This window comes from Corynebacterium zhongnanshanii (assembly GCF_014490575.1).
In the GTDB taxonomy this organism is placed as follows: Bacteria; Actinomycetota; Actinomycetes; order Mycobacteriales; family Mycobacteriaceae; genus Corynebacterium; species Corynebacterium zhongnanshanii.
Genome location: NZ_CP061033.1, coordinates 1,840,962 through 1,861,767 on the forward strand (window position 1 = coordinate 1,840,962; position 20,806 = coordinate 1,861,767).

The 20,806-nt window shown below is 63.4% G+C and carries 13 protein-coding genes; 1 reads left to right on the forward strand and 12 read right to left on the reverse strand.

The features are described 5' to 3' along the window. Positions 1–158 precede the first annotated feature (158 nt). From pgfA to rplJ, 3 genes are all read right to left on the reverse strand, one after another. A complete protein-coding gene (pgfA, locus tag IAU67_RS08270; protein WP_151842194.1) occupies positions 159–1,133 on the reverse strand; it encodes a cell envelope lipid trafficking protein PgfA in 975 nt (324 codons plus the stop codon). Positions 1,134–1,246: 113 nt separating this feature from the next. Beyond that, positions 1,247–1,633, reverse strand: a complete 387-nt coding sequence (gene rplL / locus IAU67_RS08275) for a 50S ribosomal protein L7/L12 (RefSeq protein ID WP_151842195.1) — start codon at positions 1,631–1,633, stop codon at positions 1,247–1,249. Positions 1,634–1,744: 111 nt separating this feature from the next. After that, positions 1,745–2,260 carry a 50S ribosomal protein L10 gene (gene rplJ, locus IAU67_RS08280; RefSeq protein ID WP_151842196.1) on the reverse strand — a complete coding sequence of 172 codons (516 nt, stop codon included), beginning with the start codon at positions 2,258–2,260 and terminating at the stop codon, positions 1,745–1,747. A gap of 384 nt (positions 2,261–2,644) precedes the next feature. Here rplJ and IAU67_RS08285 point away from each other — a divergent pair, with 384 nt between their 5' ends. Beyond that, on the forward strand, positions 2,645–3,598 hold the full coding sequence (locus IAU67_RS08285; RefSeq protein ID WP_151842197.1) for an esterase/lipase family protein: 954 nt from the start codon (positions 2,645–2,647) through the stop codon (positions 3,596–3,598). 22 nt (positions 3,599–3,620) lie between these two features. Here the strand turns inward: IAU67_RS08285 and IAU67_RS08290 are convergent, their stop codons facing one another. From IAU67_RS08290 to IAU67_RS08330, 9 genes are all read right to left on the reverse strand, one after another. Then, positions 3,621–5,033 (reverse strand): UDP-glucose dehydrogenase family protein, encoded by a 1,413-nt coding sequence (locus tag IAU67_RS08290; protein WP_151842198.1) that lies wholly within the window; start codon positions 5,031–5,033, stop codon positions 3,621–3,623. Positions 5,034–5,152: 119 nt separating this feature from the next. Continuing rightward, positions 5,153–5,716, reverse strand: a complete 564-nt coding sequence (gene dcd, locus IAU67_RS08295; RefSeq protein WP_151842199.1) for a dCTP deaminase — start codon at positions 5,714–5,716, stop codon at positions 5,153–5,155. A gap of 9 nt (positions 5,717–5,725) precedes the next feature. Continuing rightward, the gene (locus IAU67_RS08300; protein ID WP_151842200.1) at positions 5,726–7,432 is read right to left on the reverse strand and encodes an AMP-binding protein; all 1,707 of its coding nucleotides are present in this window, start codon (positions 7,430–7,432) and stop codon (positions 5,726–5,728) included. Positions 7,433–7,609: 177 nt separating this feature from the next. Next, complete coding sequence (locus IAU67_RS08305) at positions 7,610–9,169, reverse strand: acyl-CoA carboxylase subunit beta (protein ID WP_187767891.1); 1,560 nt, start codon at positions 9,167–9,169, stop codon at positions 7,610–7,612. Positions 9,170–9,278: 109 nt separating this feature from the next. Beyond that, on the reverse strand, positions 9,279–14,321 hold the full coding sequence (gene pks13, locus IAU67_RS08310) for a polyketide synthase Pks13 (protein ID WP_151842449.1): 5,043 nt from the start codon (positions 14,319–14,321) through the stop codon (positions 9,279–9,281). A gap of 380 nt (positions 14,322–14,701) precedes the next feature. After that, positions 14,702–16,555, reverse strand: coding sequence for a FadD32-like long-chain-fatty-acid--AMP ligase (locus tag IAU67_RS08315; RefSeq protein ID WP_151842202.1), 1,854 nt, complete (start codon positions 16,553–16,555; stop codon positions 14,702–14,704). A gap of 257 nt (positions 16,556–16,812) precedes the next feature. Further along, positions 16,813–17,757: a cutinase family protein gene (locus tag IAU67_RS08320; protein WP_151842203.1), complete on the reverse strand. Its 945-nt coding sequence runs from the start codon at positions 17,755–17,757 to the stop codon at positions 16,813–16,815. 113 nt (positions 17,758–17,870) lie between these two features. Beyond that, positions 17,871–18,512: a DUF732 domain-containing protein gene (locus IAU67_RS08325; protein WP_151842204.1), complete on the reverse strand. Its 642-nt coding sequence runs from the start codon at positions 18,510–18,512 to the stop codon at positions 17,871–17,873. 182 nt (positions 18,513–18,694) lie between these two features. Further along, positions 18,695–20,671, reverse strand: coding sequence for an alpha/beta hydrolase-fold protein (locus IAU67_RS08330; protein ID WP_151842205.1), 1,977 nt, complete (start codon positions 20,669–20,671; stop codon positions 18,695–18,697). Between the last annotated feature and the right edge of the window lie 135 nt (positions 20,672–20,806).

Genomic DNA, 20,806 nt, shown 5'->3' on the forward strand with positions numbered 1-20,806 from the left:
GGCCGTGCGCCTGAAAATTATTCCAGCGCAAAGAAACATTGTATTACAGATATGGCCGCATGTCTAGGCTGGGCAGGAAGAAAACCGACGCCCATGTGGCCGCCCCTCGAGGCGCCCGGGGGAACTCCCGCGCCCCGTCCTCCGACGCCCGCGCGGCGCTACGGACGGCGCCTATACACAACAAGCGCGATCAGCGATGCTGCAGTCACAATAGCACCCAAACCCGTCAGCCCAAATCCCCACGACGAGGTGTGCCGAAATTCGCCCAGTTTTTGCGCCTGCGCAAGCATGTCGTGCTCCACTTTCTCCGTGGTGCGGCCGTTGAAAACCAGCAGGTCATCCAGCTTGTTGCCCTGATCGTCCAGGTATCGGGCATTCAGGTTCTCGTCCAGCGCCACGATCATGCCGCTGCGTGGCTCCACCGTGATGGTGCGTGTCCCGGAGTACGTCAGGTGCCCCTCCACCCGTTCATCGCTGCCATCCTTGCGCAGCATTTGCGTGTTCCACAGGGAGTCGTACTGAGAGGACACATCCGTGTCCGGAATCTCCTGCTTGAAGACGTACAACTCCACATCCTTGCCGGCCTGATCTTGGTGGGTCACGGTGCCCTGGTAGGCGGCCTTGACGGGCTTGCGCACCTGGTCGTCGAAGTACTCGTAGTCCCGCTGCTCCACTTCCTGCGGGAACTTCACCCACTGCCCCATGTTGTCCACGGCCGTCGGCGGCGTGGCCGGAGTATCCGAGACTTTCGCCTGACCCCGCACCTCCCCCGTGAAGCGGTCCACGGTAAAGCTCCAGATCTGCGCGTTCAGCAGTGCCTTTTCATCTTCGTCGATGTCGCCACGCGCCACGCTCACGCCCACCTTCGCCGCCGCGGAATCCTCAGACGCCGGCTGTCCCAGCGCCATATCATACTGCTTGATGACGGGGGCCTTGATGGTCTTGCCGCCCGTTGCTGGATATGCAGATCCGACGCTGGCCTCGTCGTCTTCCAGCGTGAGCGTAGACGTAGCAAGCTGCAATGGGAGCGGCTTTTCCTCGGTGACTTTTTGTGGGAGCAGATACCCCGCGGTGAGCAGAGCCACGCCGATGATCAGCGTGACGATCGCGATGGGGTACAGTTTCGAGCGCATAGCGACCACTATAGCCCTTTGCACACACACCGTGAAGAGGTTTCAGCGCAGAGCATAAGGGAAACCCCACGCACTCACCGAGTGCGTGGGGTTGGATCCGTCGAGAGACGAGATTACTTGAGGGAGACCTTTGCGCCAGCCTCTTCCAGCTTGGTCTTGGCAGCCTCAGCGTCGTCCTTGGAAGCACCCTCCAGGATAGCCTTAGGAGCGGACTCAACCAGCTCCTTAGCTTCCTTCAGGCCCAGGCCGGAGACGATCTCGCGAACGACCTTAATAACGCCGATCTTCTTAGCGCCGCCGTCTTCCAGAACAACGTCGAACTCGTCCTTCTCCTCAGCAGCAGCAGCCTCGCCGCCAGCAGCGCCGGCAGCTGCAACTGCAACTGGAGCAGCAGCGGTTACGTCGAAGGTGTCCTCGAACAGCTTCACGAACTCGGACAGCTCGATGAGGGTCATTTCCTTGAAAGCTTCGATGAGCTCATCGTTGGTGAACTTAGCCATGATGGCATCCTTTCGTTCTTCGTGCCTGCTGCGATGTTGTTACTTAAAGTGATGCAGCGGGCACAGGTTTGTGTACATGTTGTGCCACCCAGAAGCCTGGGTGGGTGGGAACTACTCGCCCTTCTTTTCCTGCAGTGCAGCCGAGAGGCGTGCGATCTGAGATGCAGGAGCGTTGAAGAGTCCAGCAGCCTTTGCCAAGGAACCCTGCATGGCGCCAGCCAGCTTGGCCAGCGTGGTCTCGCGGTTGTCCATCTCAGCAAGTGCTTCCACCTGCTCAGCGGACAGCGCGTTACCGTCCATGTAGCCACCCTTGATCACGAAGTTCTTGTGGTCTTTGCCGAAGTTCTTCATGGCCTTCGCAGCGTCAACGGCTTCGCCGTGGACGAATGCGATGGCGGTAGGACCAGTCAGCAGAGCCTCGTCGTACTCCACGCCGGCTTCCTGAGCAGCCAGCTTGATCATGGTGTTCTTGGCGACGGAGTAGGTCACATCAGCACCCAGTGCGCGGCGCAGCTCAGTGGTCTCCGCTACGGACAGGCCACGGTACTCAGTCAACAGAGTGGTCGTGGTGCCCTCGAAACGGTTCTTCAGCTCAGCCAGGGATGCCTGATTCTTTGGGTTTGCCATACTCTCGCCTCCTTCCATAAAAGTGCGCAATAAATGTGCTTGGTGTACGTGTGTACATGCACCGTTGATCATATGAAAGGCAACACTTCATACAACAAGGCGCCCCGTACCCGCAGGGGGAACAGGGCGCTCATGCTAGCTTCTGTGCGGGCCATCGTGGCCGCGTTAAGCTTTCGTGATACGTCTCGTGTTACCTGCGTGGGCCGTCATCGTATACAAGCGATGAACCTTCAATCGCGCATCCACCAGGAAACTGATGGGATCCGCAATGACCGACGGTCTTCGGTGAAACTTTGAACGTTATTCAAACTTCCTCAGCAGACTGTACAGGCAATTCGGCGAATTCCCAAATTGTGTGTAGGTGCTATGGGTTAGGGTTGGCACATGGACGCGTTTATTCCGAAGTTTCTGAAAAGTGTAGCCCGCCCCAATCCTCTGCCGGAGGGCGTGAACCAGTGGGACGAACCGTTGAACGGTCGGGTGCCGGTGATCCTGATTCACGGCACGTGGCTGAACGCGTACAACACCTTTGACTACCTGGCTCGTCACCTGATCGAGACCGGCCATGCCGTGTTTGCGGTGAACTATGGCAAGGAGCCCCAGTCCTTCGTGGGCAAGGCCGCGGGTGTGTATGCGAATAACTTCCTGCGGGAGGCATACAAAGAGGTCATCGCATTTGTGCGCGAGGTACTGGAGCGCACGGGTGCGGAGCAGGTGGATCTTGTGGGCCACTCGCAGGGTGTGGCTCAGTGCCGGATGGTGGCCGCGGAGTTCGCCGCTGAGCTCGCTGCACAGGACGCCCACGAGGAAGCCACAGACGGGCTCAACCCCGTCCGCCGTATCGTCGGCCTCGGCCCCGCGCACCACGGCACCACCCTCAGTGGCGTGTCCACCCTCGCTCACAGCCTGGACCGCGGGAAGAAGTCCTATCCGCTGATCCACGCCATCCTGGGCGGCGCCGCCACGGATCAGGCGAAGGGCAGCGAGTTCGGCGAGTACCTCAACAAGGATGGCGATACCGTCCCCGGCGTGGAGTACACGATGATCACCACCAAGTTCGACGGCATCGCCACCCCCTGGCGCGACCAGATCATGGTCGCCGGCGAGGGCGCCGTGGTCTACAACATCGGAGTGCAGGACGAGGGCAACATCTTCGACTGGTCCAGCCACCTCTCCATGCTGTATTCGCCGCGCGTGGTGGACCTGGTCAAGGAGGCATTGCACCCCGACGCCGGAGGCAGGGCTGCCTATCGGACCGCCAATCCATATAAGCGTGGCGTGGTCGTGCCCATGATGGGTGCTGTCCACCGTCCGCGTTTCCCACGCCGCCGCAGGTAGCTCCCGCGCCTCACCCTCACACCTAGCTCTCACGCGGCGCGAGCGTCTGTCCACGCCCCAGCGCGCGGTAGTCCCACCCCGCTCGTATCCACGCCTCGGCGTCGAGGCAATTACGGGCATCCACCACCACCGGCCGCCGCGCCCCCGGCCCCTCCCCCACGTCCACGCCAGCCACCCGGCGCGCCACGTCCACGGGGTCGAGCTGCCGGAACTCGTCCCACTCCGTCGCCACCAGCACAATCTCCGCCCCCTCCAGCGCGGTCTCCGCACTGTCCGCGTAGTGCAGTGTGGGGAACGCGGCACGGGCGGTCTCCATCGCCTGCGGGTCGTACACCGTCACGGCCGCACCACCCAGGGACAGCTGCCCGGCAACGTTCAGCGCGGGGGAATCGCGCACGTCATCGGAGTTCGGCTTGAAGGCAGCACCCAGCACCGTGATGCGGTGAGCGATTAAGGATCCGCCGAGTCGGCGTCGGATAATATCAACGGTTTTGTCCCGGCGGCGGATGTTGATCGCCTCCACCTCGCGCAGAAAGGTCAGGGTCTGGTCGGCGCCGAGCTCACCCGCGCGCGCCATGAACGCGCGGATGTCCTTCGGCAGGCAGCCGCCACCGAAGCCCAGGCCGGCGTTCAGGAACTTCGGGCCGATGCGCGCGTCCAGGCCCAGGGCGGTGGCGAGCTGGGTGACGTCCGCGCCAGCAAGCTCGCACACGTCCGCCACCGCGTTGATGAAGCTGATTTTGGTGGCGAGGAACGCATTCGCGCTGGTCTTGACCAGCTCGGCGGTGCTGAGGTCCATCACCAGCAGCGGCGAGCCCTCCTCGATCGGCCGCGCGTAGATCTCCCGCACGAGGTCCGCGGTGGGTGTTGCCGAGTTCGTCTCCGCGGCCGTCTCCGTCTCACCGCCCACGCCCAGCACAATCCGATCCGGATGCAGCGTGTCCCGCACCGCGCGCCCCTCCCGCAGAAACTCGGGATTCCACGCCACGTCCACGCTGGCGCCGCGCCCCGCCTGCTCGGCCAGGTCGCGCGCCCGAATCGTGATATCCGACGCCGTCCCCACCGGAACAGTCGACTTCCCCAACACAGTGTGGTGGCCGGACAGCGCGGGCACCAGCTCGTCGATCACGCTCAGCACATAGGATGTATCGGCTGCGTAGGAGTGCTTCTGCTGTGGGGTTCCAACCGCGATGAAGTGCACGGTAGCGAAGTCCGCGGCCTGGGTGTAGTCGGTGGTGAAGCGCAGCCGGCCGGCCTCGATGTTGCTCACCAGTAGCTCGCTTAAGCCCGGCTCGAAGAAAGGCACCTGCCCCTGGCTTAACGCGTGGATCTTGGACGGGTCCACGTCCACGCCCAGTACGTCGTGCCCCAGCTCGGCCATGCAGGCCGCGTGCGTGGCACCCAGGTATCCCATTCCAAACACAGTCATGCGCATAGAACAGAATGCTACGGGCATAAGGTAACGCCCCGGTGACGGGGAGGTGTCACCGGGGCGAAAGCTTGCTGCGCACTGATACCGGAGTACGCTCCGCGCGCAGCGTACCGCGCGGAGCGCTACCGGAAGTTGAGATAGGCCTTCGAAGGAGTGGGCCCGCGCTGGCCCTGGTACTTCGAGCCCAGGCTGCCGCTGCCGTACGGGGATTCCGCGGGGCTGGTCATCTTGAACAGCGCCAGCTGGCCCACCTTCATGCCGGGGTACAGCGCGATGGGAAGGTTCGCGGTGTTAGAGAGCTCCAGGGTGATGTGGCCGCGGAAGCCGGGATCAATGAACCCGGCCGTGGAGTGCGTCAGCAACCCCAAGCGCCCCAGGGAGGACTTTCCCTCCAGCCGACCGGCCAGATGCGCGGGGATGCTGAACGTCTCCAGCGTGGCGCCCAGCACAAACTCGCCGGGGTGCAGGATGAACGCCTCATCCTCCGGCACCTCCACCAGGGTGGTCAGCTCCTCCTGCGGCAGCTTCGGGTCGATGTGGGTGTACTTCGAGTTGTTGAACACCCGGAACAGACCGTCCAAACGCACGTCAATGCTGGACGGCTGCACCATGGACTCGTCATAGGGCTCGATGACAAGGTCGCCGCTGGACAGGGAGGCTCGGAGGTCGCGATCTGAAAGTAGCACGCCTCTACTTTAAACCAACTGATCCGCACCTGGGAGCATACGCGGCATAACCTTGCCCGTTGGGTTGCGTGGCAACTCATCCATGAACGTCACATCACGGGGCACGGAGTGCTCCGCCAAGTGCTCACGGGCCCACTGCTGGATGGACTCCAGGGTCAACGCGCGCCCGGCGTCGGAATCCTCGGGGACCACCCACGCGGCGAGACGGGCGAAGGTATCGCTATCCTTCACGCCCTTGATGAACAGGTCACGGATGCCCGGCATCGTCACCAGGATCTCCTCCAGGGAGCGCGGGTAGACGTTCTCGCCGCCCACGATGATCATGTCATCCGCGCGGCCCAGGATGAACAGCTGACCGTTCTCGTCCAGGTAGCCGCGGTCGCCGATCTCCAGCAGGCCGTGCTGCTCCGTCATCGTGTCGCGCGAGTTCGTGTAGGCGCGCATGGTCATGATGCCTCGGGCGTACACGCGGCCCGGCTGGTTCGGTGGCAATGGGTTGCCCTCGTCATCCAGGACCTTCACGCGCACACCATTGGCCACGGTGCCCGCAGTAGCCGGATTCTCCAGCAGCTGCTGAGGGCTCGCGATGGACACCACGGAGTTCTCCGTGGAGCCGTAGAAGTTACACACCACGGGGCCGAAGGTCTTCTGCAGGCCGCGCAGCAGATCCTCGTTCATCGCGTTACCGGAGGAGACCACGAACTCCACCTGGTCCACCGCGTAGTCACCCTGCTGGGCCACACGCAGCTGCTCCTTGGAGAAGATCGGGCTGGTAATCAGGGCCTCGGCCTTGTATTTGTCCATGTCCTCCATCGCCTGCTGAGGATCAAACACGCGGCGCAGAATCACCGTGGAACGGTGGCCCAGCAGCAGGTTCACGCACGCCCAGCCCCAGGAGTGGAACATGGATGCGGACATCTGCACCATCATATGCGCACGCCATGGGATCTGGGTGATGATGGACACCAGAGGAACCGGCCACAGCGGCTCGCGGTGGCGCACGCCCTTCGGGGTACCGGAGGTGCCGGAGGACATGATGATGATGTTTCCCTTCACCGGGCGCTTCGGCAGAGGCTCCTGTGCCTCGCTGGGAGCCTGGTCGATCAGCTGCTGGAAGGTAATGCGGTTGGGGTTCGGCACCTTCGGGTTGTGCAGATCCTCAGCGTAGGCAGTGAAGATCTCACAGCGGTCGTAATCGGCTGGGAGGTGCTCGGCGAACTCCTCATCCAGGAACAGAACCTCAATGTTGTGCTCGTCGATGGACGCCTCCAGCTGCGCCGGGGAGCTGGCCACATTCAGCAGGTAGATGTCCGCGCCGATGAAGCCTTTCGCCGCCAGGAGGTTAATCATCACGCGGGAGTTGCGGGCCATCACACCAATGCGGGAGCCGGTGCCGTAGCCCTTCGCCTTCAACGCGCGACCCAGAGCCTCGGAATCAGCGAGCAACTCTGCGTAGGTGCGGGTTCCGATATCGTCGATGACCGCCACGCGATCCGGAGCTGCCGACGCCGCGTAGTACAACTGACGCGCCGCGGTGAATCCCCAGCGATACACGCCCTCCACCAGGGCCCGCTTCTGCTTCAGGCCGCCACCCTGAACAATGAGTCCAGATTTCAGAACAGTACCAATGCCCGTCACCGTGCCATAGACGTTCGCCCACTGGTATTCGGCATTCCACTTGAGCTTATTTAGGGTCTTCTGGGGAATAAAAGCCAATTTGTGCCTCTCCTCTAGCTCTCTTCTTGCTCTCTTCTTAACGAGAATTAAGGTTACCCGAAAAACGGGAAACCTTAAGAAATCTCAGGACAATGTAAGTATTGTAAACGATCTCGCGAGCCGAAAAATTACAGTCTGTTTCTATAACAACTCTGGCGCCGGTCCTGGCAGCGACCGCTACATCGGCAGGATGTTGTGCTTCTTCGGCGTCTCCACCGTCTGCTTATGACGCAGCTGGCGCAAAGCCTGACGCAGACGCAGACGCGTCTCCTCTGGCGCGATCACCCCGTCCAGGTAACCGCGCTCCGCAGCCACATACGGGCTGGTCATGTTGGCATTGTAGAAGTCCATGAACATCTTCTTCGCCGCAGGACGCTGCTCCTCCGGCATCTGCGCCAACTGCTTGCCCTGCATCATCACCACAGCAGCCTCCGCGCCCATCACCGCGATCTGCGCCGTGGGCCACGCGAAGTTAATATCCGCCCCCATGTTCTTGGAGCCCATCACCGCATAGCCACCGCCGAAGGCCTTGCGCACTACCACCGTCACCTTGGGCACGTTGGCCTCCACGGTGGCAAAGCCCAGCTTCGCACCGCGGTGAATCAATCCCTGCTTCTCCTGCTCCACACCAGGCAGGTACCCCGGCGTATCGACCACCCAGACCAATGGGATGTTGTAGGCGTCGCAAATACGGATAAAACGCGCCGCCTTATCGGCCGCGTCCGCGTCCAAGCATCCGGCGATCTCCATCGGCTGGTTGGCCACCACCCCCACGGAACGGCCGTCGATGCGGGCAAAGGCGGTGATGACGTTCTGGCCGTAATCGTCCTGGACCTCCAGGATGTTCTCGTCGTCGAAGATGCGGGTGAGCACGTCCATCATGTCGTAGCCCGCATTGGGGTCGTCCGGGATGATGCTGTTGAGCTCCACGTCCCGCTCCGTCAGCTCGTCCGAGGGCGCCCAGAACTCCGGGGTGCTATCCCACGCCGAGGACGGCAGGAAGTCAATCAAGTCCTTCACGTAATTGAAGGCCTCCTCCTCCGACGGGGCCACATAGGACACATTTCCGTTGCGTGCCTGCTGGCGGGCGCCACCCAGCTCCTCCATGGAGACCTTCTCGCCGGTCACGGACTCAATCACGGCAGGGCCGGTCACAAACATCTGGGTGCGCTTATCCACAGCCACCACAAAGTCCGTGGTCACGGGAGCATACACCGCGCCACCGGCGGACGGGCCCAACAGAATAGAGATCTGCGGAGACTGGCCGGACATCGGCATCTGGCGCCGAGCAATCTCCGAATACATCGCCAGGGACATCACCGCATCCTGGATACGCGCACCACCGGAATCGTTGATACCGATGATCGGGCATCCGATGCGCAAGGCCATGTCCATGACCTCCACAACCTTCTTACCGAAGGTCTCGCCCACGGAACCACCGTAGACCGTCTTATCGTGAGCGTAGATCGCCACCGGCCGGCCGTGAATGCGGCCGTAGCCGGTCACCACACCGTCACCGTAGGGGGCGTCCGGGTCCCCCGGGGTCCGGCCCAGCGCACCGATTTCGCTGAAGGAGCCTTCGTCCAGGAGAGCGTCGATGCGCTGGCGTGGGGTACTCAAGCCCGCGGCATCGCGCTTGGCCTTGGCGGATTCGCTGCCGGGATCCAAGGATTTCTCCAAGCGAGAGTGAAGCTCCTCCAGCTTTGCTGCAGTTGTGTTCTGCTGGTGCTCAGTCACGTGGTTCCTTCTTATTGATACTCGCTATTGGCCTGTTGCTCGTGCTCGCTGCTAGTGCCCACTACTAGTGCTCGCGGCGGGCGCTCGCTGCATGAAAGACATCCGCACTCTACTGTACAAGCGATGCAATGTACTGGGACATTACAGCGCCCACCGTGGAGATCTCCGGTTCATCCACCACGGCCAGGTGGTCGCCGTGCAGATGGATGATCTCCAGGTCCTTCACGATCTGGCCCCAGTTGCCATCCTCCGCAATGTCGTGCAGGGCAGGCTCCAGTTCCAGCGCGCCGTCGTGCATCCGCTCCGCACGGAACAGGGTCACCGGCACGTCCACAGACGCCCACGCCTGGAAGTCCAGAGAATCCAGCACCCGGTTATCCACGAAGCTGGCACGCTGATGCTCCAGAACACCGGCGGGCAGCCCCAGGCCGTGCGCCTCCGGGGAGTCCAGGAACTGCTGGAACATGGCCAGCATCACGCCCTCGCCCTGGGATTCCAGCAAGTCGTGAGGAATCTCCAGCGGCAGGCCATAGGTCTTCTGTGCGAAGGCGGCGTAGCGGTCCCAGCGGGCGTGCATCTCCTCCTTCGTATCCGGCGCGGGGTTCCGCGGCTGGACGGTATCCAGCAGGATGATGCGGGCAACGCTTGCAGATGGCAGCCCTTCCTCCGCGCGCTGCTGCAGCTGCTGCGCGGCCTCGTAGGCCAGCGCGCCACCGAAGCTCCAGCCACCCAGAATCACGGGCTGGCCAGCGGAAAGCTCCACAATTTCATCCAAGTACGCCGCCACGCGGTCGCTCAAGTCGCCTTCCAGGCGCTCCACGCCGTACACCGGGGTGTTCTCGGGAAGCCGGCGCGTCAACGGCTGGTACACGCTGGCCGAGCCGCCGGCTGGGTGGAACAGGAACACCGCCGGCACCGCAGCGCCTTCCTCGGTGTCCGGGCGTGCGCGCAGCACACGGATGTTGCCCTCCACCTCGGTCTCCAGGGATTGGCGCACCACGGTGCTCAACGATTCCATGGTCTTGGCGTGCAGCACGTCCTCGGCGGTGATCTCCGCGTGGGAGCGCTCGCTCAAACGCTCGGCGATGGCCTTGGCCTGCTCCTCGCTGATGGCGGGAAGTTCGCTGGTCACGCCCGCTGCGGCCGCGCCGGTGATCTTGGCCCACGTGGCGAACACCAGGCGCTCGGATGCGTCTCGGGGTGCCACGCCTCCGGCCTTCACGGTGTAGTCGGAGGTGGACTCGGCGTCGGCCGAGCCCTCAACACCAGCACCTTCGCCAGTCAGCACCGCCTCGCCCAGCCCATGACGATCCGCCACCATCTGCTCCACCATCGCGATGACGTCATCCACGGACCCGTCGCGCAGCGTCTGCACCTGCAGCGATGGAATATCGAACTCGTATTCCACGCGGTTCTTAATCCGCATGCCCATCAGGGAATCCAGGCCCAGATCAATCAGCGGCAGCTCGCCGGGCAGGTCCTCCACGTCGTAGCCCATGGACTCGGACACGATCTCCCGCAGGCGCGCGGCTACGCTCACGCCGGACTCGGGCGACCAGCGATCGGCGTCCGGGTCTACCTCGGGTAGCTTGTTGTTATTCTTTATTGAATTCGACGCCGACCTCACGTCTCCCCGCCCCACCTGACCAGCGGAAACTCCCTCGTTCCCACGGCCTTCTGGCGCGGCGTTACCTGCAGAAGCACCTGCGCTCGCGCCGGAGGAATCACCCGCCACAGGCACCACAGGGATCTGGTCTCCCGCCTCGTCACCGGAACCCCCACGGCAGTCCGGCATAGGGTACAGCGTGGAGAGGAACCGCTCCCCGATCAGCGGCATGGTGGACAGAGAAGCGTCGTAGGTGCGCAGGGACCAGCCGCCCAGCGTACGATCCACCACGGTGGTCAGCTCACCCGAGGACGGCAGCACGTGCTCCTGCAGGTCCATCAGGATCAACTTGACGCTTCCGATCTCCGGATCTTCCTTCGCCAGCTGCGAGCCGATGCTGGATGCCAGGGTGTCCAGGGAGGGGACCTCGGCGGCGTCGGTGGAAAAGACAATCTGGCCGTTCGGCAGGTTCACGCGGCGTCCCGGCAGGCCGGTCAGGGCTCCGCCGGCAGGGCGTGCGTTGGTCCAGTAGCGCTGCAGGTTCCACTTCACTCCGGGCACGGCGGCGATGCGGCCGGTGCCGGCGTCCGGGCCCACCAGAGCCTTCAGATCCAGGTCCGCACCCTGGACGTACAGCTCGCCCAGCAGCTCGGTGACAGTCCGCGCGGCGGGCTCCTTGCGCTTCAGGGCAAACAGCAGCTTGGAGTCCCCCGCCTCGTGGGCGAAGGCGTTGTTCATCAGCGGCATCAGAGCCACTGGATTCGGGGCGATTTCCACGAAGGTGCGGTAGCCGTCGTCGAACTGCTGGCCAGTGGCATCGGCGAACCACACGGGTTGGCGGGTGCAGCGCACGAAGTAGTCGGCGGTGTGCACGCTCTCGCCCGGTCGGTAGACGGTGCCGCGGTCCACGGTGGAGTACAGCGGCGTGTGGATCGGGCGGGCCTGGATATCCGAGATCTCAAAGTGCAGCTCGCCCAGGATCGGATCCAGCATGGACGTGTGGCCGGCACCCTTGACGTTCAGCAGGCGAGCGAACTTGCCCTCGCCCTCCAGGTATTCCACCAGCTTCTTCACGGGCTCGGCAGGGCCACCCACGGTGGTCATGCCCGGTGCCGCGTACACGGCCGGCTCCACCTGCTCGAACTCGGGGTGCTCGGCAGTGAAGGTTGCCAGCTCCTCCACGCCGAACTCCACCACGGCCATCGCGCCCTGCTTATCCTCGGTGAGCAGGGATTCGCCCTCGCCCATCAGGCGGGAGCGGTGGCAGGCCACGGTTAGCGCGTCCTCCTTGGACAGGCCGCCCACCGCGTAGGCCGCGGCGATCTCGCCCATGGACTGGCCCACCACGGCCGCCGGGCTCGCACCCACGTGGCGCAGCAGGTCCGTCAGCGCAATCTGGATGCAGGTGATGCCCACTTGCGCGGTGGTGGTGTCGAAGTTCTGCTCGTCGTCCAGGATCATCTCCACGATGGAGAAGCCGGATTCGCGCTGCACTACCTCGTCGATGTCCCGCAGGGTGGCGGCGAAGGATGGGGAGAGTTCGAACAGCTCTTTGCCCATCTTTCGGTGCTGGGAGCCGAAGCCGGAGTACACCCACACCGCTCCCGTGGTGCTTGGCGCGTCCTGGGTCTTGACCTGCGCGCCGGACTTCCCGGCTGCGATGCGCTGCAGGCCTGCGATGGCGGCCTCCCGGTCTTCGGCGATGACCGCGCCGCGGGAGCGTCCGTGGTTGCGCCCGGCCAGGGCGCGAGCAACGTCGCCGAGCTCCACCGATTCGTTGTGCTCCAGCCAGGTGGCCAGGGTGTCCGCTGCCACCCGACGCCGAGATGGCAGCAATCCCGATACCGGGAGAACGTACGGTGGTTGGGTGAGGACGCGGCGGTCCTGTTGTGCGCCCGGCTCGCCGGACTGTGCGCCAGTCTGTGCACCCGAGGCGTCTGCGTCTCGTGGGGCGTCCCGCTCGGGGTCGTAGGCCGCGATCACCACGTGCGCGTTCGTTCCACCGAAGCCGAAGCCAGACACACCCGCCACGGCGCGGCCGGAGTACTCCGGCCACTCGCGGGAGTCCTCCACAACCTCCAGGTGCTCCCGGTCGAAGTCGATGTATGGGTTCGGGCCCGCGAAGTTCAGGGTGGGCGGGATGCTGCCGTCCTGCATACCCATGACCACCTTCATCACACCGGCCACACCTGCGGCAGCTTCCGTGTGGCCGAAGTTCGTCTTCGCGGAACCGAGCAGCAGCGGCTGTGCTGCGCTGCGGCCCGCGCCCAGTACCGTGCCCAGAGCAGTGGCTTCGATGGGATCACCCAGAATCGTGCCCGTACCGTGGGCTTCCACGTAATCCACGCTGTCGGGCGAGATGCCGGCGTCGGCATACGCGGCGCGCAACACATCGACCTGCGCATCCGGGTTCGGGGCGGTCAACCCGTTGGAGCGGCCATCGGAGTTCACGGCCGAGCCCTTGATCACAGCAAGGATCGAGTCACCATCCCGGCGCGCATCGGACAGGCGCTTGAGCACCACCACGCCGGCGCCGTCGGAGCGGACGATGCCGTCGGCATCCTCGGAGAAGGCGTGGATCTTGCCGGTGGGGCTCAGCACGCCCAGCTCGGAGAAGGCCACGGTGGCAAACGGGCTGGCCAAGATGTTCACACCACCGGCCAGGGCCACGGTGGCATCCCCATCGCGCAACGCGCGCACGGCCTGGTGAATCGCCACCAAGGACGAGGAGCAGGCCGTGTCCAGAGCCACGGACGGCCCGCGGAAATCGAAGGCATAGGAGATGCGGTTGGCGATCACGGCCGTGGAATTACCCGTCAGCGCATAGGGGTGCGCCTCCTGGGGATCCGCGGAAATCAGGTTCGCGTAGTCATTATTGGTGGTTCCCATGAACACACCCACGTTGTCCCCGCGCAGGGTGTTCGCAGGAATGGAGGCATCCTCCAGGGCCTCCCAGGCGAGCTCCAGCATGATGCGCTGCTGGGGGTCCATGTTGGTGGCCTCCAGGGGGGACAGGCCGAAGAACTCCGCGTCGAAGGAGGCGATGTCCTCCAGGTAACCTCCGGTGAGGGTGGCTTCCGCCATGCGGCGGGTCATCGACTCGTCGCCGGCGTACTCCGTCCAGCGGCCAGCCGGGGGCTCGGAGATTCCATCGCGGTAGCCGCTGAGCATGTCCCACATCTCCTGGGCGTTGTCCGCGCCGGGATAGCGGCCGGACATGCCGACGATGGCGATGTCGCGATCCTCCGGCGCGAGGGCCTGGCCGGAGTGGGCTGTGCCGTCGGCGGAATAGGAGTTGTTGGACTGGCCGGCATGCGTGCCGGTGGCACGGCCATTGATGAGGTAATCCGCCAGGGCGGCGATGGTGTTGAACTCGTAGGCCACGGTGGCGTCCAGGGAATCGCCGGTCAGGCGTTCCAAGTCGCCCGAGAGGACCACAACGTCGCGAGAGGACAGGCCGAACTCCTCCATGGAGCGGTCATCGGTGATCTCCGCCATGGACAGGCCGGCGGTGCCGGCCACCCACTCGCGCAGCCACTGGCGCATCTCCTCCACGGTGCGGACCTGAGCCGAGGTGGAGGGCAGCGGCACTGACGGCTGGTCAGTGCCTGGCTGGTCGCCGCCTGGCTGTGCTGCGTGCTGCTCCGCCTGCGGCTGGTCACCGCCTGGCTGGTCGCTGTGCAACTGTCCGTTGTGGTTGTCGGTCACGTGGTTCCTTTCGGTAAAGACCTCGGTGCAGGCCTGCCTCTGCCAGTCCTGTCGCTGTGTAGCCACGGGAAAAGGTCATCGTTCAAAAGGACGATGACCATGTGACACATGTGAATAATGTTACGGGTGTTCATGCTACAGGCTAGGGTGCCACAATCACAGCACCCACGCCTGCGCACACTCACACCATCACAACCCGTTATAACGCTGGCGCGGAGCTAAATATTTCCGTCAGCGTACGCCTTCGCCGCCACCCGGCGTGCGATCTTGTTGGCCGAGGAGCGCGGCAGCTTGCCCGGATCCACGATCTTCACGTCCTCCGGCTGCACACCGTGCGTCTTCGTCACGGCAGCTCGAATAGCCTCCACAGCTTCGGCGTCGTTGGCAGCATCCGCCTCTGGATCGCGCTCGGCGATAATCACCAAGCCCTCGATGTCACCCTCGGAGACAGCAAAGGCCGCGATCACCGCAGGAGCGGTCTGCTCCGTGGACTCGTCCGCGGTGGCCTCAATATCCTGCGGGTAGTGGTTGCGGCCAGCCACAATAATCAGGTCCTTCAGGCGACCCGTGATGAACAAGTGATCGTCCACAATCACAGCCAGGTCGCCGGTGCGCATCCACATGTCCTCGGCAGCGCCCTCGGACCGGGAGCCTTCCTCCAAACGATCCGCCAGCGCCAGGGTGTTGTGGAACGTCTCCTTCGTCTCCTCCTCGCGGCCCAGGTATCCGGCGGCCATGTTCTCGCCGTGCACCCAGATCTCACCCACGGTTCCGTCGGCCACTTCCTTGCCGGTCTCCGGATCCACGATGCACATCACCTGCGGTGCACACACCTGACCCAGGGACATGAGCGGCATTGCAGCCGCGTCACCCTCCTCGCGCTCCTGAGCCACACCGGCGGACAGCTGCTCGCGGTCAAACCACTTCGCCAGCGGACGCTCGTCGGTGGTCGGCGTGGTCACCAGCAGGGTTGCCTCCGCCAGACCATAGGACGGACGTACCGCCGCGCGCTCCAGGCCGTACTTGCCGAACACATCCAGGAACTTCTGCACCGAGGAGTTGTGCACCGGCTCCGAGCCATTGATGATGCCATCCACACGGGACAGGTCCAGCCCTTCCAGGCCCTGCACCTTCTCCGGGTCCGCGTAGCGCACGGCCAGCTCCATCGCGAAGTTAGGAACCACCGTGTAGACGTTCTCCTCGTCCTCACGGCGGTTGATCTGCTTCAGCCAGCGGGCCGGATCCTGGATGAAGTCCCGGGGGCTCATCAGATCGAAAGGAATGCCCAGGATGATCACGAACGCCGCCAGGATCAGGCCCATGTCGTGGTGCATCGGCAACCACGTGGACAAGCGCAGCGGAGTCTTCAGCTGTGCGGCTTGGAAGATCTGCAGCACGTTCGTGACGATGGACTTGTGCGTCAGAATCACACCGGCCGGCGTGCGGGTAGAGCCGGAGGTGTACTGCAGGAACGCCTCATCCGAGGAGGACGGCGCCAGCGACGGATCCGCCATAATCGCCATCATGGGGTTCACCCATTCTTCGGCCAGGCTGTCCGGCAGCGCATCCACCGTCAGCACACGCGGACGCTCCGCCGCCGGCACGGAAGAAAAGTGTTGACGCACCGCCGCCGCGGACACCTTGTTCGTCAGCACCACCTTCGGCTCGGAGGACCCCAGCACCGCCGACAGGTGCCCACTGTGCCCCGGCTCATTCGGGTCATACAGCGGCACCGGCACCAGCTTCGCGTACATCGCACCCAGGAAGGCGTACATGTACTCCGGGGAGTTGTTCATCAAAATGGCCACACGGTCGCCCTTGTTCGCCACCTGCTGCAGGCGCACGCACACCGCCTTGATGCGCGTGTTCACCTCCGCGCGCGTGATCTCCTTGACGTCGCCCTCGCGGGAGGCGGTGTAGTCGTGGTAGCGAATCAGCACGCTGTCCGTGGTGCCTTCCATCTGCGCCATGGTGTAGAGCATCTCGCTCATTCCCGAGAGCGTCAGCTGGTCCGGGATATTGATTTTTCCCTCGTCATCATAGAATTGCTGCATTGCTGCTGAAATATCCACGTGGGTCTCCCTTGCGGTCGTATTGCTGAGAATAATTATGCGATGGAACTAATTTCAATGGAATGCCCGGCGGGATCCATTAACTTTTATCTAGTGAAACACACAAAGAGGGTTGCCGCGCGGTTTACACGCAACAACCCCCTATTTTCGGTAATGAAATAAGGACGACGCCCCCGCCCATGTACTTCGCGTGCGGACGTCGGGGGTGCGCGGCGTGGGCGTCGGCGTCGGGGGAAAGGGACGGGGAGCGAGGAGCGCTAGAGGCGCTCGCGGATCAGGTCGCCCGCCCAGCCCACGATCCACTGCGGCGCGGTCTGGCCCGGCACCACGGTGCCGTTCGTGGCGTACTGCGCGTGGACCGCGTTCGCGGCGATGAGGTCCTGCGCGCGGCCGATGGCGTTGCCGATGCCGACGGGGGCGTCGCAGACCAGGTCCTCCTTTGCGCAGAGGTTGAAGACGCGGTCGTTCAGCTGGTTGAAGCCATCGGGGCGAGGGCCGCGCATCGAGGCGCCGGGGACGATGCCCTGGATCAGCGGGCCGACCGCCTGTAGCGCGATCTCCGCGCCCGTGCCACCGATCGAGGTATCGCCCACCAGAGTTCCGCGGCCGGCTTCCATGCGGCCATCGGCGATCAGAGCCACGCCCGCGATGGTATCCGCAGGAACAGGGCCGCGATCATTGCCGATGTCGGACGCCATATCGCCGCCAATCACCGCACCCTGACTGAAGCCCACGATGATGAACTTCGTACCCGGGCACGCCTCGTGAGTCTGGGTAAGCTCCGCGGCCAGCTTGGAGTAGCCCTCCTGGCGAGAATCGTCATAGGACATCTCGTGCTGCGCATTAATGTTGCGGAACTGGGCGGTGTACGGCAGAGTCCACACCTTCACCTGCGACGGATCGAACTGCTGCTTCAGCGGGTTCGTCACCTCCAGCAGCAGAGAGTTCGGGTTCGCCGACGGGTTCATCGAATCATCATCCGCGCGGGACTCCCACGTACCCGGCGCGGCGAGGACCTCCACGGCCACGCAGCCCGGGGGGTTGGTGCTGTCTTCGGGCTGGTTTGTGTCGCCGCCGGGGTGCTCGGCCTGGTGCTGACCCGGGCCCGGCGGGTTGTTCGAGTTATTGACCCACTGGCCCACGCCCACGACGATGGCGACCAGCAGCACAATCACGCCCAGAATAGTTAGTGTCTTGCGCATAAATCCTTACATTCCTTCAGCTCGCCGAGCGCGAAAAGGGTTTTCCCGCTGCACGGAAATAGGTGACGGGGGATAGCATCTGCTATCGACTAGCGTTCGCTAGATTCACCAGATTAGCCGCAGTAAGCCGATTTTGCCGCGTCCACAATAATCTTTTCCGCGTCCCGCGGATCGCCCTTCACAATTCCCTTGGTTTCCAACTGGCCAGCCGCCACAGGGACCAGCAGGTCCTGCTGGCCATCCTGGGAGGTGCGGCAGTAGGAACGCCCGGCGGCAATCAGGGAATCCTCCATGCCCTTCGCGCCACCTTCGGCCTTGGACAAGTCAATGTTCTTGTCCTTGAGGGACTTCAGGAACTCCTTGTCCTCTTCGGTGCGGCCGTCCACGAGGGGCACCTCGTCAACCTTGTCCACCGAACCGTCGCGGGGGTTCGGCACGACCTCTCCCCCGGCGTTACTGTTCTGGCCGGAAGATGCGTTGGATTCCTTCTGGTCTTTCTGGTCCTTCTGGTCTGAGGAACCGGAGTTTTTGTCGTCCTTGTCGGAGCTGGACTTGTCGTCCTTGTCGGAGCCGGAGCCCTTGTCCGAGTTCTTGTCGTCGGCCTTGCTGGATACCGTGACGGACGGGATCGAGGTCTCGGAGTTGCCCGCGGAGTTATCCACAGTGTCCGAGCCACAGGCCGCCAGGCCGCACAGCAGCACAGAAGATACTGCTGCCGCAGCCGCGGTGCGCTTGAGTGTGAATGCTCGTGCCATGAAAACTCCTTTTGGGAAAACTCCTGGGTTCTTAAAACAGCTAGTGTAGCCGCGGCTCCGACCGTGTGGTCGGAGCCGTGCGGCGGCGAGCCATATACCGCCAGGTTGTTGGTCAGTTGCTACCGGTTACTGCTCCGCCAGGTGCTGGCCGGGTGCTGGCCGGGTTCCGGCCGTGCCATCAACTAGTTGCGCTGCTCCTCAATCCGGCCGTTGATCTCGCGGATAGTTCCGTTCTGGAACTTCTGCTCGTTACCGCCAGCTGGGATGGCCGCGAAGTCAGCAGTTGGCCAGCCGTACTCGCCCTGCTCCCAGCGGTGCTCGCCCCACTTGTCGAAGATCGGACCGTACATGATCTTCTGGGCACCCGTCTTGTGGGTCCAGTAGATGTTGCCCTTCTCGAACTGGCTGAATGCGCCACCGTTGATCAGGATCTCATTGGACTTTGGCCAACCCAAGTCGCTGGTTGGGCCGCCGAGCTTCATGTACTTCTCGGCGATCTTGCCTTCCACGTAGTGGAAGTTTCCATCGCGATCCTTGGTGATCACACCGTTTTCAAACTTCTGGATCGTTCCACCGGCCACTGGCTCAGCAGGGGCGATTGGGTAGCCCAAGCGACCATTCTCGTACTTGGTGGTTCCCCAGAAGTCCAGGAAGTCCTTTGCGATCTCCACGGCACCGGTCTGGTGGGTCCAGTAAATATTGCCGTGCTCGAAGGTCACGAAGCGGCCGCGACCGTTAGAGATCGTGTACTCCTCAGAGGTTGGGTAGCCCAGCCAGGACTCGGTGGCACCAATCTCGGAGTAGCGTGCACCGATGCGGCCCCACAGGAAGTGAGCATCCGTCTTCGGAGTCCAGAACGCACGTCCACCGCGGAAGTCCTGAATCTTTCCGCCCTTAGCGCCGTCGTATTCGCCGGACACACACTCTCCCATCTCTGGGACGTCGGCAACACGAGCACCGATGGCGCCCTGCGCAGCACACTGTGCACCGCGGTCGTCCTTCGGCAGGCCCAGGGCGTCGGCGATGTACGGCCACGCCTCCACCATCTCGAACTGCCAGTACTTCCAGGAGTGGGTTCCGGATGGACGGAACTTCGCAATAACTGGCAAGTTCGCCTGCTTCGCGCGCTGCACGAAGGTCTCGGTGGTCATGCGGGACATTGCCTCCAGACCAAAGCCAGCCAGGTTCTTAGGCAGGCCTGGGATGTCGCCAGCTTCGTCGTACTGACCCGCAGCACCATTACCAGCGGACACATAAACGGTCTTGCCCTTCAGCGCGTCCATGCCCAGCTTAGGATCGTGGTCGATCCAGTCCTGGGAGCCATGAGGACCCCACATGTTCGTGGCGTCCATGCCGGAGCCTTCCTTCACCGCATAGGAAATGCCCTGAGGCATGCCGTAGGACGTGGTGTCCAAGTAGCCGGAGAAGGAGCCCACGAACTTGAACATGTCTGGGAAGCGTTCAGCCAGGTTCATCGCGGCGGTTCCACCCATGGACAGGCCCGTGATCGCGCGGTCCTCGGTGGTGCGCCAGCCCTCGCGCAGCACAGGTGGCAGTTCCTTAGTCAGGAAGGTCTCCCACTTGAAGTGCTTGCCGGAATCTGGCTTCTGCCAGTCCGTGTAGAAGGAAGAGTTACCGCCCACAGGCAGGATCACGTTCACGTTCTTGTCCGCGTAGAAGGAGGCGATGTTGGTCTCCAGGGTCCAGCCGGACTCGTCGTCGCGCGCGCGCAGACCATCCAGAGCCCACACGGAGGGGAAGGACTTCTCTGGGTGGATGTACCAGTCACGGGCCAGGAGGATCTGCACCTTGATAGGCTCGCCCGGCATTGCGGCAGAGTTGATGTACACATTCGCCCAGCGGTTCGTGATCCACTCCACGCGGTCCACAGACACACCTTCTGGAAGACCCTTCAGAACCTGCTCGGTCACCTTGGTGGGGGTGCGGTCCGGCCTCTGGTCGGACCTCATGTACTCCGCGGTGGAGCCTGGGCCGAGGTTGCTGGACAGCGACCCGGAGCTGCTAGGCTGCGCCACGGCGTACGAGCCGGTCGGCAGAGCGAGCGCAAGTGCTACTGGTACAGCCAGGGAAGCCGCACGGACGCGGCGCGCGGGACTGGTACGGCGGTTAGGGCGTGTGGAGGTCGCGCTGAATCGCATGTGTTCTGTCTTCCTTGTATGTGAATGGGTGTGAAGTTTTCCGCCACTTCATGCACCGGGCTAGGCCTGCGGGTAACCCTGCAGCTAGTTCTGCGGCTAGGCCTACAGTTCTACGGCTAGGGCTGTGGCTCAGCC